7 protein-coding genes are annotated in these 14,925 nt (G+C 52.0%); 6 read left to right on the top strand and 1 reads right to left on the bottom strand.

Annotated elements, in window-relative coordinates:
• Positions 1-24: 24 nt before the first annotated feature.
• Positions 25-816 (top strand): rhamnogalacturonan acetylesterase, encoded by a 792-nt coding sequence (locus ACW9SV_RS19940; protein WP_479558533.1) that lies wholly within the window; start codon positions 25-27, stop codon positions 814-816.
• Between the two features lie 455 nt (positions 817-1,271).
• On the opposite strand, the gene ACW9SV_RS19935 is transcribed toward ACW9SV_RS19940, so the two are convergent.
• On the bottom strand, positions 1,272-2,270 hold the full coding sequence (locus ACW9SV_RS19935) for an alpha/beta hydrolase (RefSeq protein ID WP_479558532.1): 999 nt from the start codon (positions 2,268-2,270) through the stop codon (positions 1,272-1,274).
• A 905-nt stretch (positions 2,271-3,175) separates the two neighbouring features.
• Between ACW9SV_RS19935 and ACW9SV_RS19930 the strand changes: the two genes are divergently transcribed.
• The 5 genes from ACW9SV_RS19930 to ACW9SV_RS19910 all read left to right on the top strand — a co-directional run bounded on the left by ACW9SV_RS19930 (position 3,176) and on the right by ACW9SV_RS19910 (position 14,923).
• Positions 3,176-6,283, top strand: a complete 3,108-nt coding sequence (locus ACW9SV_RS19930; protein WP_479558531.1) for a SusC/RagA family TonB-linked outer membrane protein — start codon at positions 3,176-3,178, stop codon at positions 6,281-6,283.
• A gap of 30 nt (positions 6,284-6,313) precedes the next feature.
• A complete protein-coding gene (locus ACW9SV_RS19925) occupies positions 6,314-7,825 on the top strand; it encodes a RagB/SusD family nutrient uptake outer membrane protein (protein WP_479558530.1) in 1,512 nt (503 codons plus the stop codon).
• A gap of 78 nt (positions 7,826-7,903) precedes the next feature.
• Positions 7,904-8,701, top strand: coding sequence for a rhamnogalacturonan acetylesterase (locus ACW9SV_RS19920; protein WP_479558529.1), 798 nt, complete (start codon positions 7,904-7,906; stop codon positions 8,699-8,701).
• 1,212 nt (positions 8,702-9,913) lie between these two features.
• Positions 9,914-11,905, top strand: coding sequence for a DUF6298 domain-containing protein (locus ACW9SV_RS19915; RefSeq protein ID WP_479558801.1), 1,992 nt, complete (start codon positions 9,914-9,916; stop codon positions 11,903-11,905).
• Positions 11,906-12,169: 264 nt separating this feature from the next.
• Entirely contained in the window at positions 12,170-14,923 is a 2,754-nt protein-coding gene (locus tag ACW9SV_RS19910; RefSeq protein WP_479558528.1) for an NTP/NDP exchange transporter, read from the top strand.
• Positions 14,924-14,925: the final 2 nt, after the last annotated feature.

Genomic DNA, 14,925 nt, shown 5'->3' with positions numbered 1-14,925 from the left:
AAACAGCTTAAAAAAAGAACCTACATGCTGAGAAGATTATCCCCCGTTCTTTTCCTGGTCTGCTGCGTGGCAGCTATGTCGTTTGCGCCTTTCAAGAAGAACATCGTGCGCGTGTACCTCATAGGCGATTCTACCGTTGCCGACTATTCTGACTACGATGGCGAAGATTACCTGAACAAGCGTTATCCGGTCATGGGCTGGGGACAAGTTTTCAAGCCTTTTTTGACGAAAGACAGCCTGGCCAAAGTAAAGCACCTCATCAAAGGCGATAGCGTCATCCTGCTGGATAAAGCCCGGGGCGGTCGCAGCACGCGCACTTTTTTTGAGGAAGGCCGCTGGGCTGCTGTCTATAAAGACCTGAAGAAAAACGATGTGGTCATGATCCAGTTCGGCCACAACGATGCGGCAGTAGACAAACCAGAACGCTACGTGAATATTCAGGGCTACAAAGAGTTCCTGCGCCTGTACGTGAACCAGACCCGCGAGAAAGGCGCGATCCCCATTTTGCTCACGCCCGTGACCCGCAACTATCCCTGGAAAGACGGCAAAATCGGGAACGTGCACGGCGAGTATCCGCAGGCGGTGAAAGACGTTGCCAAAGAGCTGAATGTGCCCTTGATTGACTTGCAGCAGCTTTCCATTGATTCCTTCTCCCAGAAAGGCCAGGAGTTTGTGACCAATAACTACTTCATGAACCTGCCCGCCGGCCATTACAAAAACTACCCCGAGGGGCAGAAAGACAACACCCACTTCCAACCCAAAGGGGCCAAAGAAGTAGCCCGCCTGGTGTTCCAGGGAATGAAGAGCCTGAAGTAAAAACCGGTTTGTAAATCCTGAGTAAAGCTTAAAAGCGAATCGGGGCTGTTTTACAGAAAACAGCCCCGATTCGCTTTTTAATTTTTAATTTATAATGAAGCTTCGGAAAATAAATCATCAGCAATAATCCATTATTTTCCTTGATTGTCTCACACCTACACCCTCCACGTATTCCTTCCCCCTTCGAAGGGGGAAGGGGGATGATTAAACCTGCTGATCACACGCATTCCTGAGAATATAGTAGGGGCAATCCCTTGTGGTTGCCCTTGCTTTCAACCCATTAAAGCTACCGCTTTGTAGTAAAGGTCATCGGGTGTTTCAGTGGCCTTTGTCATCCCCCTACCCCCTTCAAAGGGGGACGGAATGCGTGAGAATTTTCTTAAAAAGGAAAAGCGTTTAGGGACTATTTTACAGGAAACAGTCCCTAAATGCTTTTCAACATTTAAATGATCAGATTACGACTTCTTCGGCGCGTACACCTTCTTAAGGAACGCATCTATATAGCCCACCATAGGCTCAAACCAGGGATCAAACAGCGGGAAGGTATGCGGGGAATCGGGGAAGGTATGCACCTCGGAGTAGATCTTGTGCTGATCCAAGATCTTGCGGAAATCGTCGCGGCCGGCGTGCATGCGGTCCACCGAGCTGTTGATGAACAGGAACGGCGGTGCGGTGGGCCCCACTTGGTTCAAAGGCGAGGCTTCTTCCCACAGGGCCAACATCTCCTTTTTAGGGTACCCAAACCAATAGGTGGCGGCCGAGATGCCTTTGGCGTCATTCCCTTCACCGGATTCCGGGTGCACAAAGGAAAGTGTTCCGTCAAGGTCTACCACGGCCTGCACCTGGCTGGAAACCTTGGTCAGGCAGTTTTCTCCTTCAAAGGCTGGTTTCTGGTTCGTAGCGCCCAAAAGCGCCGCCAATTGTCCGCCCGCCGAGAAACCCAGGGCAGTGACTTTGGCAGTATCCACGTTGAATTGTTTTCCGTTGGCCCTGATCCAGCGCACGGCGGCTTTCAGGTCATGCACGGCTGCGGGGTAGAGCGCTTCGGTGGAAAGGCGGTATTCGGCAGTGAAACACACATATCCCAAATCGGCCAGGCGTTGGGCCAGCGGAATGTGCTGTTGCCGGTTCCCGCTGCGCCAGCCCCCGCCGTGGATGAGCAGGATGGCCGGGGCTTTGCCGTTTGTTTTCTTTTTGGGGTAAAAAGCGTCCAAGGACAGGTTCCGGTCTCCAACCTGGCAATAGACAATGTCCCGTTTCTCCTGCACGGTGGCTAGGTTAAACTCCTCTACCAACTTGAGGTTGGTGATTTCGGGGTTGTATTTCTTGGCATGCCGGTAAGCGCCGGGGTTGGAGAAACTGGTATCCTGTTTACCGGTGATGCCCGAGGTCATCTGGGCCATGGTAGAACCGCCAGAAAGAAATAGAAAGAGCCCTATGAGGTGTGTTTTCATGAGAAGTTTGGGTCAGAGAAAATTCAATACAGGCATTCAATTGGTGTAATTATCAGAAAGGGTAGGCGCCATTTTCATCTAAATGGAAAGTTGCGCCTTCGGCTATTGTATTATCGGCTTTGGCTTCCTTTTAATAGTTAGGCCCTAAAACATTCCTTTAATTTCTTCTTCGGCACAAGCTTTTAAGTTCCTTTCATAAGGGAGGAGTAGGCATAACATGACGCATGGTAGTTTCCGGTAGGTAGTTATTCCATTTTGCTTGTGTAAACGTTTGCACTGTTTTAAACAAAAGGAATATTAAATTAGGGAAGAAGGCTACTTCTCTGATTTGATATTGAAATTTGCCTTACCTAAAAAAATAAACATAATGCCTAATGTAATGAATAAATGAGAATTTTATGCTGTTGTAGATACAAATGATTAAAAAAAATAGAAAAAGCTTGTGATCAAATTATTAAATTCCTATCTATGCAATCGATTGTACACCTTAACTCCTCCAAAAGGAAAAACAATCTGCCCCTAGTAAAGGCCAAGTTCTCCTGAATTGCTAGAAAGCAATAATCGTGTGATAGGAAAAGGAGTGGAACTGGCAGAGATTACCTAAGTCAAGCTTAAAAATCGGCTGCAACAAAGAGCAGGATCAACCTTCAGAAGCCTTCCTGTTCTTCTTTCAACCTTGCAGAGACATACAACAAAGTGTACCCAGCTATTTCTCAGAATAGCCCTCGTCGATTACTTGATCTTCATGGACTACAAAGCCACTTTCTGGGCTGAGTAGTGATTATTCCAGCGTAACGCAAGGCCTCCGCAGAGGAGAAGCTTTTTGGTACGTGTGAGTACAGAATCCATTGGTTTTTAGGACTGTCTTTCCTTTCATCTTTTCACCACATCTAATCCCTGCTTTTATGAGAAATCCTTTACAAAGAGCACTCAAGGGCGTCTGCCGGAAATTCTGGCTTGTGCCAGTGCTAGGCCACCTTGGTTTACTACCACTGCAAAGTTGGGGCAGCGAGCGCGCATCTACCCCTGCCACCCGTCATGAAGTTGAGAAAGAGGATAGGCAGGGAGCCAGAAACGGGGCCGAAATCAGCAAAACAAGGCTAAACCAGGGAGCCGAACTAACCGTGCGCGGAAAAGTAACCGATGAAAAAGGAGCGGGCATTCCGGGCGTAACCATTCTCCTGAAAGGCACGACGGTAGCAGCCCCCACCGGCGGGGACGGATCGTATTCTATTCAGCTCCCAGACGGCAACGGCACCCTCATCTTTTCCTTCATGGGATACATCACGCAGGAAGTGGCGGTAAACAACCGCGCTTCCATTGACGTGGCCTTGGTCCCAGACACCAAAGCGCTGGATGAAATTGTGGTGGTAGGATACGGAACCCAGAAAAAAAGTGATTTAACGGGCTCGGTTAGCGCTGTTTCTTCTGAAGAATTCAACGTGGGTCCGCAACTGAGTCCGCAGCAGTTGATCCAAGGCAAAATGGCCGGGGTGAATATCTCCCAGAACAGTGGGAAACCGGGTGCTTCAAATACGGTGCGCATTAGGGGAGGTACCTCGTTGACCGGTTCCAATGATCCGTTGTACGTGATTGACGGAGTACCGATCTCCACCACCAGCGGTGTGAGCCAGGCCAACATCCGGGGCAACGGTACCGATGTGTTTGACCAGGAGCCCACCAACCCATTGATGACCCTGAATCCCAACGATATTGAATCAGTAACGGTGCTGAAAGACGCGTCGGCTACGGCCATCTACGGGTCACGGGGTGCCAACGGGGTAATTGTGATCACCACTAAAAGAGGCAAGGCCGGCAAGGCGCAGGTCACCTACAACGTACTGGCAGGGGTCTCCAAGGTGGCGAATAAGTTGGACGTGCTTTCCGCAGAAGAGTACCGCGCCGTGGTGCGGGATCTGGAACTCACCCTGGATGACAAAGGCGCCAGCACCAACTGGCAGGATGAGATTTACCGCACGGCCTCTAACCAGGACCATAGCCTTTCTCTTATGGGCGGCGCCAGCAACACCATGTACCGCGTGTCTTTGGGCTACGGGAACCAGGAAGGCATCATGCTGGGCTCAGACCTAAGCCGGTACAACGGATCCATCAACATTAACCACGCCGCGTTGGATGATAAACTGAAGTTTGACCTGGTGGTAAATTACGGGCAAACCAGATCCAACGCAGCGCCGGTATCCAACACCGTCGGCAGTGAGGCAGGAACCAGCATGAACTATGAAGCCCTGGTCTTCAACCCCACCTATCCCGTGTACGACCCCACCGGAGCGTACTACCACGTAGGGCCTTTCCGGGTGAACCCGGTTTCCTTCTCCACCGATGTGACGGATGAGAAAACTGCCCAACGCCTGCTGGGGAACCTGTCTACCACCTACAAAATCATTGATCCCCTCAGCATCAACGTGAGTTTAGGGTACACCCGTCAGGAAATTGACCGGAACTCCTTTATCCAGAAATCCAACCCGTTGGGCGAAGGCTTTGGAGGCTACGCCAGCACCCAAAAACTCACCGACTACAGCAAACTGCTGGAAACCCTGCTACGGTTCAATAAAACCTATGGCCAGCATGCCTTTGACGCCATTGCAGGGTATTCCTATCAGTACTTTTTGGGCGAGGGCGGACGTACCACAGCCTCAGGGTTCCTGTCAGATTCCTTTAAATGGTACAGCATGCAGGCAGCCAGCACGGTGGGCGGCATCAGCAGCTTCCAGGAAAGCAACACCCTTATCTCTATGTACGGTAGGGTGAACTATGACTTTGGCGGGCGCTTTCTGGTAACCGGTACCATCCGGCGTGACGGGTCCAGCCGATTCGGGTCCGGAAACAAATGGGGTTTGTTCCCCTCAGGTTCCGTGGCTTGGCGGATTTCCCAGGAGAAGTTCTACCCTGAAAACCCTTTGTCTGACTTGAAAGTGCGGGTAAGCTACGGTGTTACCGGTAACCAGGAAATAGGGAACCTAAACTCGCTCACCACCCTAGGGGCCAGTAACAGAGGCTATCTGGTAGGTGGCCAACGCATCACCATCGTGCTGCCGCAGCAATACGCCAACCCAGATTTGAAATGGGAACAAACAGCTCAGGTAGACGTGGGAGTGGACTTCGGCTTCTTGCAGAACAGAATCCACGGTAGCCTGGACTTCTACCGCAAGAAAACCACCGATTTGCTTTTGCGCATAGCCGTTCCGTCACCTTCGGTGGTGAGCACGCAATTAGCTAACGTGGGCAGCGTAGAAAACAAAGGGATAGAGCTGGAACTGGGGGCCAACATCATTGATAAAACCAACTTTGGTTGGGAAGCCGATATCAACTTCAGCCGCAACCGAAACAAGGTTTTGAGCCTTTCCAATGACCTGTACAAAGGAGACAACATCCAAATCGCGCCGTTGCAGGGAGCAGGCCTGTCCGGGATCTATGCCCAGCTGATCATGCCGGGTGAGCCCCTGGGAACTTTCTACGGCCGCAAGTTCATAGGCGTGGAAAACGGGGTTGAGCAGTTTGAGCCCGGTAACCAAGTTATCGGCAACGCGCAGCCCGACTTCACCTTCGGGTTCAGCAACTCCTTCCGCTACAAAGCATGGAGTTTGGGCTTCAACCTGAGAGGCTCGGTTGGGAACGATGTATTCAATCTCACTGCCAACAACCTGGCTTATGAAAGCAACCTGCCGGGCCGCAACATCCTGGCGGCGGCACTCACCGACGGGGTAGGAAGAACCCAGCCTAAGCAGTATTCTTCCCGCTGGATTGAGGATGGTTCTTTCGCCCGCCTGGACAACATCACCCTGGGCTACACTTTCAACGTGAAGAACACCCCCTTGTCTAACGCCAGGCTCTTTATCACCGGTCAGAACCTGCTTCTCATCACCAATTATTCTGGGTTAGACCCTGAGGTGAACGCAGAAGTTTCCGGTACGGGAGTGGCCCCGCTAGGCATAGACTACCTGGCCTATCCAAGAGCGAAAACCGTGAGTTTGGGCGCCAGCATCTCTTTCTAATTGTGTTGCATGAACTTATATCCTAAGAAGATGAAACGATTCATATCCAAAATAAAAGTATTGGTTTGTTCTACCCTGGTGTTGGCCGGCTGCACAGACCTGGACGAGGAACAGTTCGGTAGCCTTTCGCCGGACACGTATTACCAGACCGAAGAGGAAGCACTTTCCTCAGTGGTAGGGGTGTACCAGCAGTTGTCCTACGTGGTAGACATTGGAGACCCTTTCCGGATTGCCGAGTTTGGCACCGATGAGTTCATTGTGCCGGGCCGGGCCAGCGGGGGCTGGTTTGACCAAGGCAACATTGACATCATGCTACACCAAGTGAAGCCAGACAATGCCACCACCGGACGGGCCTGGCGGTTTATCTTTCAGGAAATAGGCACGGCCAATGCGGTGCTGGAAAGCCTGGAAAGCTCTCCCAACAAAGCCAATTTTATGGGGGTAATCGCGGAGGCGAGAGCGTTACGAGCCTATGGGTACTTCTACGCCATGGATTTCTGGGGCAATGTACCCATCTTCACCCAGGCGCGGGTAGATCCGCAAAACCTGCCCACTAACAACAGCCGCGCTGAGGTTTTTGCCTTTGTGGAGAAAGAAATGTTGCAGGCGGTGAATGATCTGCCATCGGTGAATACCGTGACCGCGGCGTATTACCCCAGACTTACCAAAGAGGCGTTGTATGCGGCCCTAGCGACGCTCTATTTGAACGCCGAAGTCTACACCGGCACACCTAAGTGGGCCGAGGCCATTGCAATGTGCAACAATGTGATCAACTCCGGCGCCTACGCCCTGGAGGCCAACACAGTAAACAACTTCAAGGCCACCAACGAAGTTAATTCCACGGAGATTATCTCCTCGTTTTCCATTAACCCCACCAGAAACGCCGGCGCCAACCAGTTCATCTTGTACGCGCAGCCCGCCCTGGACAAACAGCGGTACAACCTGCCGTTCACCCCAGCCAACGGGTACAGCACCTACAAAGAGGCTCTGGACCGCTATGAAGCAAATGATGAAAGAAGAAGCCTGATCCAGTACGGACCCCAGACTTATCCTAACGGGCAGCCGCTGGTAGATAGCAAGGGCGAGCAATTGGTGCTGGTACCCATAGTAGACTACGTCAGTGCCGAGGACAATGAGGGCTTCCGGGTGTTGAAATATGTGCCCGAGGGCGTGACTTGGTCCGGGTTCAACGCTGACAATGACCTGGTGCTGATCCGCTACGCCGATATCCTCCTGATGAAAGCTGAGGCCCTGTTCAGAACCGGCAACTCCGGCGATGCCCTCACCCTGGTAAACCAGGTAAGAGCCAGAAGCAGCGCTACTCCGTTCAACACGCTCACCTTGAAAAACATTGAAGAAGAAAGAGCCCGCGAATTCATCTGGGAAGGCCATCGCAGACGCGATATGATCCGGTTCGGGAGCTATTTCAATGAGACTTGGACCTTTAAAACCACCCAAACCCCTACCTGGCGCGGCATTTACCCCATCCCTGCGGAGCAAATCACGGCTAACCCTAATTTGAAACAGAACCCTAATTACTAAGTGGTAACCAGTAAGGCAAAGGGCAGGAAGCTATAACCAGCGGCTTGTTCTTTGCCTTCTTTTTTTAAGGATAATACCATGGCAAGAGAGAAAATAAGAACTAGAATAAAAGGTATTTTCAAGGCGAGCGGGCTTTTCGCTTTGTTCGTTTTAGCCTCGTTTTCCTTTTTCAAGCCCCAAAACAAAATCAAGGTGTACCTCATCGGGGATTCTACCGTGCAGCACTATGAGCCCAACAGATATCCGGTGCAGGGGTGGGGAATGCCCTTCGGGTACTTTTTTGATTCTACGGTGGTAGTATTGAACAAAGCCAAAGGTGGAAGGAGCACCAGAACGTTCCTCTCAGAGGGTCGGTGGCAACCCATCGCCGATAGCCTCCAAGAAGGGGACTATGTGTTCATGCAGTTTGGGCACAATGACGAGGCCAAAGAGCCCCAGTACGCTGCCCGCTACACGCCCGTACCCGATTACCGCAAGAACCTGATCAAATTCATCACCGAGACCCGGGCCAAAAAAGCTACTCCGGTTCTGGTGACCCCTGTGACCCGGATGGTGTTTGATGCCGCCGGCAAAGCTCAGGAAACCCACGTAGAATACTCCCAGGCCGTTCGGGAATTGGCCCGGGAACTGAAGGTGCCCATGATTGATCTGGACCGGAAAAGCCTGGAACTGGTGCAAAGGATGGGCCCAGACCACGCCAAGGATTTGTTTAACCAACTGGAACCTGGCGAGCACCCCAATTACCCCGAGGGGATAAAAGACAACACCCATTTCAGTGAGTTCGGAGCCCGGAAAATGGCCCAGCTGGTCCTGGCTGAAATCAGAGCCCAGAAATTGCCCTTAGCGGATAAAGTCATAAAACAAACGCCTAAGTAATTGTGAGTGGTCCTTGCTGGAACAGCTTCACGGGTGTTTTCCGGAAAACAGGACCAAATCAGAAAAGACTGTAGGGCTGCCACCCGATTTTGCGACTTGCCTAGGATGCTAATTTTACCGGCAAGTTACCGGCACCAAGCAGTTCGACTTACAGTGCCAAGTTCGGCCTTGACAAGGGTTTAAATAGGAAGTATGAAGATGAGTAATTTCAGGATCGTCAGTTTTAGCCTCCTTTTCTGGTTTTTGGCCTTGAAAGGCGTTGCCCAAAACTCTCCTGGCCATGACTCCATCGCTTCCAAAATTGATTTTTCCTATGCGGGCTACCAGGCCAGCAACAAGGTTCCGCCCAAGGTACCGGCGGTTTTGCAGGTGCGGCCCAGTGGTGGAGATGACACCCGCCTTCTTCAGGCCGCCATTGATTATGTGGGGGCACTTCCCCTGCGTGAAGACAACTTCCGGGGAGCGATCCAGTTGAAGGAAGGCCGTTATAGAATTTCCGGCCAGTTGAACATGACCAAAGCCGGAGTGGTGATCAGGGGAGGGGGCAATCGGTTCAAGACAGTGCTGGTGGCTACCGGCAACAACCGCCGGGCCTTAATTAAAGTAGGTGCCTTGGATACCTCCGCAGTGGTTTCCAAGGCCCTGCAGGTGAAAAATCAGGTGCCCGCGGGTAGTCGCGAGTTACTTATGGAAAACGTAACCGGGTTTGAGGTAGGGGATCACGTGCTGATTACCCACACCAGCACTGCCAACTGGATTGCGGACCTAGGCATGAACAAAGCCGAGGGGATGTTTGCGGCGGTACGCGGTCTTCGGTGGCCCACCGGTTCCCGCAATCTCACCTGGCACCGGAGAATCACGAAAATAGACGCACAGGCAACGCAAATCACGGTAGACGCGCCCATCACCACGGGTTTAGAGCCTCGGTACGGCGGGGGCACCGTGCAGAAGGTGGTGTACCAGAACCTGGTGCATTCGGTGGGGCTGGAAGGATTCACCCTTGAAAGTGAGTACAACAAAGCTAATCCCCTGGATGAGGAACACGCCTGGATTGGCATCCAGATAGACCACGCGCTGGATAGTTGGGTCAGGAATGTGACTGCCCGGCATTTTGTGAGTTCCGCCATCAGGGTAGGTCCACAGGCCCGGCAGGTAAGTCTCCTGAACTGCCGAAGCGAGCAGCCTATTTCTGAAGTGGGTGGCTACCGCCGAATGAGTTTTCTGGTGGAGGGGCAGCAGGTCCTGGTAGAGAACTGCACAACCGAGGCAGGTCTTAATGATTTTGCAGTGGGCTTCTGCGCCGCCGGACCCAACGTGTTCCTGAACTGCAAAGCCATGAATGCCTTGGGAGCCAGCGGTTCATTTGAAAGCTGGGCTTCCGGGGTGCTGTATGAGAACGTCACGGTGGAAGGAGCGGGGTTACGGCTGACGTTTGATGAAGACCGGGCTCAGGCCGGTGGTTGGACGGCCGCCAATTCCGTGATCTGGAACTGCAAAGCCAAAGAGATGGAAGCATGGGGACCGCTTCGGTACCAGAACCATTTGGTGCAGGCAAACTACTCGCTGTTCCAGTCGCAGCTTTCCAAACGGTTAGGCCAAACCAAGGCAAAAACTGTAAATAGAAATAATAATTACGAAAGTCCACTGGCCTCCCTAAAGGAATTCACCCTGAGAGATATTGGCCCTGCGGTTGCACCTGTTCAACAGGCTTCGTACCCCTTGCAGATAGTGAATGGCCGGTTTGTGATAGAAGGCAAAGTTATCTGGAGCGGAACGGCTGGAGATCAGTTCTGGCGGGGACAGGCGTATCCGGCGGGCGAATTGAATTCTGGCTTCAGTTTAACACGTTTTGTGCCCGGAAAGGAAGGTGCTGGATTAACCGAAGTTCTGCCAAAACTGGCCCAAAATCTGGTGCGGCAAGACACCCGGTTTTACCAAGCCATGCCCGGGTTGTGGTATGACCGTCGGCGCGACGACCATTCCGTAAAGCCTCGGGAAGACGGAAATGTGTGGGCCCCGTTTTACGAGATGCCTTGGGCCCGCAGCGGAAAAGGCAAAGCTTGGGATGGCCTCAGTAAATTTGACCTGACCACGTTCAATCCTTGGTATTTTGCGCGGTTGAAAGAGTTTGCCCAATTGAGCCAAGAGTATGGACTGGTGCTGTACTACAGTTTGTACAACACGCATAACCTACTGGAATACGTGACCCATTGGGTCGACTATCCGTGGCGGCCTATCAATGCCCTCCAGAAAATAAACCTACCCGAGCCGCTTCCGGTAAAGCCCTGGGCTCGGCTGCATTTGGGCAATGAATTTTATGATGCAAGCAACGCCTCCCTCTGCGACCTTCATCGGGCTTACATCTTCCATGTGCTGGATGAACTGGGCACGTTTCAAAACATCATTTTCAACCTGGGGTTTCAGTTCACCGGGCCGCTGGCGTTTCAGCGCTTCTTTCTGGAAACTATTGCCGAATGGGAAAAGAAGAACCAGCGCAACGTACGGGTGGTTTTGACTACGAGTAAAGACATCACCGATGCGATTTTAGCAGATTCTCATTTAGCCAGGCAGGTTGACGTAATAGATACTCGCTACTGGCAATACCGTCCTGAGGGACTATTTTCCAACGGAGATTCCTTGTGGGCACCCCCCGGCGGTACCAACCGGTCTTACCGTGAAATGGTGAGTGAGGCCTTTCTGCAGGCTAGCGACTATCCTTTGCCCACCACCCAGGTACTCCTGTACAAGCAAGTGCGGGAGTATACAGACCGGTTCCCCGACAAAGCCGTGGTGGCCATCGCCAATGACATCAGCCCCATTCCGGCGCTCATGGCCGGGGGAGCGCAGGTGCTGATGGGCAGTTCCCCGGCTAGAGGCGAGGGGCACGTTCCCTTCTCTGCCTTTGTCCAGCGGCATCTGGCAAGTGAGTTGATGCACCTGAAGCCTAAGGATACTATCCTGAAAAATCCCGCCCAAAATTGGTGCCTGGCCAATCCTGCCAACACCACCTTGCTGCTTTACTCCTTATCCGGGCCTGATCTCCAATTCACAGCGGACCTCCCGGAAGGCAACTACTCCGGCCTCTGGTATGATCCCCTCTCCGAAACCCTTCATCCCGCGGGTGATCTGCCCCAGCTCAGGAAAGGAACATCCCTTCAAAAGCCCTCCAAGGCAAACTGGCTTCTGCTTATCCAAGCCAGATAGCTGCAGGCAAGTACCCCGTGGGCAAGAGAAAAAACTCCGGATTATTAAAGAAGAAATCTCTTGGCCTGCTTCATTTATGGGTTTTCGTATGAATAAACCCAATTTATTTTGTATTTTGGGTAAGCTTGCGTAAACAGGCTAAAAGAGACTACCATTTCTTATGCCCGCCACTATCTGAGACAGAAGGAAGTTTTCCTGCCAGATATAGACTTGTTTTGTTGTGTTCCCAAGAGTCGTGTATCATGAGCAGAGGAGAATCCATTTATGCATTTCAACATCTATGCATTACTCAACATCAAGCCCTCTGAGTACAAGATAGTCCGGCAGCTTTTTTTAGTGCAGTTCTTTCTGGGGATTGCTACGGCGTTTCTTTTCACCAGTACCTTAACCCTCTTCCTGCATGCCTTTAGCGTACAGCATATCCCGGAAGTGTACATTCTTGCGGCTTTTCTGTTGTTGTTGGCAAATTGGGGCTATTCCAGATTAGAGCATCAGTTAACATCCCGCAGGCTGCTGCAGAAAATCATCCTGTTCTCAGCAGGGTCGTTGCTTTTTACGTGGGCTGCCATCTCGTTCCTAGACTTTCGGTGGCTTCCCTTTCTGCTCTCGGCCTGGAACATGGTGGTGTACATGCTGGTGAATTATGCCTTCTGGGGAATGGCGGCCATTATTTTCAACGTACGGGAAAGCAAACGCATCTTTGCCGTGGTGGGCTCTGGCGATATTCCGGCTAAACTGATGGGGTACGCGCTAGTGCCCGTGCTCACGCCCTTAATCGGTGTCAATAACCTGCTCTGGATCTCAGTGATTGCTTTTGTGGGCGCTTATCATTTTCTGGGTAGATTCCAGCACCAGGTGGTAGACCGTCCGGTCCATGCGCCTCATCATTCATCTGCGCCCTCTACTTCTGAACAGGACAGGGTAGGCTCTTCTCTGATTACCCGCTTTTTCTATAACCGGCTGATTTTTTCCATTGCCCTTTTCTCCCTGATTGCTTTCACCGTTTTTGCGCTGATTGATTACACGTTACTGGGCGAGGTGAAGGCGCGGTTTGCCAACAGCCCCGATCTGGCCATTTTCATTGGGGTGTTTTTTGCCATCGGGCGGATCATGGCCATCTTCTTCAAGCTTCTGTTCAGTAGCCGGGTAATTAGCAGGCTGGGGTTAACTAACGCTCTGCTGTTGTCTCCGGTGGTGGTATTGGTTCTGACCAGTGTCCTCCTTTTGCCCGGAGAAAGCGAGAACACCATTCTGTACATTTTTGGGGTGATGGTGTTGCTCTCAGAGGTTCTGAAATCGGCGGTGCAGGAACCTGCTTTCTTTATCCTTTTCCAGCCCCTGGAACCCCACATCCGGCTGAAGGGGCATTTGATAGCCAAAGGATACATGCTTCCCTTCGCGCTGTTGGCAAGTGGGGCTTTCTTGTTGGTGTGCTACCACCTGCGCGGAGACTTAGGAATCCATTTTATTGCTCAGGTTCTGTTTGTGTTGTTGGTGATATGGGTAAGCACCGTTTTTCTGGTCAAGAAAGAATACCTGCACACCCTGGTGAAAGCCATCCGGAAAGGGTGGTTTACGGGGTCAGAACTCTTCCTGCATGACGGGCCCGTGCAACAGCTGCTTCTTAACAAAGCCTCAAGTAACAACCCCAAAGAAATCCTGCTTGCACTGGAACTGCTGGAAAGGTCAGGTTACCACCAACTGGACCAGCTTCTGGAACAGCAGTTCCATAGTCCCTTCCATGAAGTCCGTCGGTTTGTGTTGGGCAGTCTCCTGCGGTTAAACAAGAAAAATGTGTTGCACCTGGTCCAACAACAGCTGTCCCAGGAGAAGCCTGATCCCTTGAAGCCTGAGTTGTGCAAAGCCTATTACAGCCTTGTGCCTGAGGTTACCGACCAGGATCAAACGGCCCTGCAGGCCATGGAACCGGAAGCGTACAAAGCCGCTTTGGTGGGGTTGATGCGACGGCCAAATGCAGATGCCCACCCGTTCGTGCACCAGGAACTGCAAACCTTGGTGAGGGATACCGCCCCAATGCAGCACCAACAAGTAGCCGTGGATATTCTTTCTGAAGCCGGTGTGACAGGGTTCCAGGAGGAGCTGGGCAAGTTGTTGGTTTCTGATTTTGAGCCGGTTTACAAAAAAGCCATTGAAACCCTGGGCAAAGTGCAGGAATACGGGCTGGTGGCTCCAATGCTGGATATAGCCAAAGCAAGACAAGCCTGGCACCCCATGCAGAAATCCCTGGTTAATTTTGGAGACGCGGTGTTCGCTGTGGAGGAACTCCATGCCCGTGCGCCCACGGCCTTTGTACGGGCCGTGGTGGTGGCCGCCGGAAAAGTAAAAGGCAACCGCTCCACCGACTACTTGCTGGATCTGTTGGCCGAGGAGGAAGGCCCCACCCGTGACATAATTGAGGCTCTTTGGCTTAAACAGGCCGAATTGCCCAACGAAGGCAAAAAGCTACTGGAAACCTGGCTGAACACCACTCTTGCTGCCTGCCTGCAGAAAACCTCTGCCTGCCGTGATATCCGGACAAAGCCCGCGCTGGAATTGTTGGCCACTACGCTCGCCCGCGAGATAAACCAGGATGTGGTCTTGTTGTTGAAAGGGCTCGCCCTTCGGTTTGATCGTCAGCAGATTGGGCGGGTCTTGAGTTTGTTAAAGCTCCGCGACGAAACCCGGATGGCCAATGCCATTGAGATTTTGGAGCACCTGATTCCTAAATTTTATTTCCTGCAACTAGACCGGATCCTAGACTTTACCAATGAGGGGGCCGGTGCCGAGAATGACTTACATGTAAAGATGAACCACGATGTACCCGCCGTCGCGCTTGTCTCCACCGTTATCCAGAGTACCCAACTGCAGTGCTCTTCATGGACCAAGTCGGTGGCCTGTTACCTGCTTCCCCAACTGGGTGCCTCCTCTGCCAGAATGATTTTAAACGATGAGGAGAAGTTGCCGCATGATCCCCTTTTCCAGGAGACCAAAGACTTTGTTTATTCTGCCTTTAATTAACT

This window comes from Rufibacter sp. JT20002 (assembly GCF_056491185.1).
This window is presented reverse-complemented; position numbering and strand designations above follow the sequence as displayed.

Coding starts and splice junctions, on each gene's coding strand:
- ACW9SV_RS19940 (WP_479558533.1), top strand. CDS start 25: ATGCTGAGAAGATTATCCCCCGTTCTTTTCCTGGTCTGCTGCGTGGCA.
- ACW9SV_RS19935 (WP_479558532.1), bottom strand. CDS start 2,270: ATGAAAACACACCTCATAGGGCTCTTTCTATTTCTTTCTGGCGGTTCT.
- ACW9SV_RS19930 (WP_479558531.1), top strand. CDS start 3,176: ATGAGAAATCCTTTACAAAGAGCACTCAAGGGCGTCTGCCGGAAATTC.
- ACW9SV_RS19925 (WP_479558530.1), top strand. CDS start 6,314: ATGAAACGATTCATATCCAAAATAAAAGTATTGGTTTGTTCTACCCTG.
- ACW9SV_RS19920 (WP_479558529.1), top strand. CDS start 7,904: ATGGCAAGAGAGAAAATAAGAACTAGAATAAAAGGTATTTTCAAGGCG.
- ACW9SV_RS19915 (WP_479558801.1), top strand. CDS start 9,914: ATGAGTTTTCTGGTGGAGGGGCAGCAGGTCCTGGTAGAGAACTGCACA.
- ACW9SV_RS19910 (WP_479558528.1), top strand. CDS start 12,170: ATGCATTTCAACATCTATGCATTACTCAACATCAAGCCCTCTGAGTAC.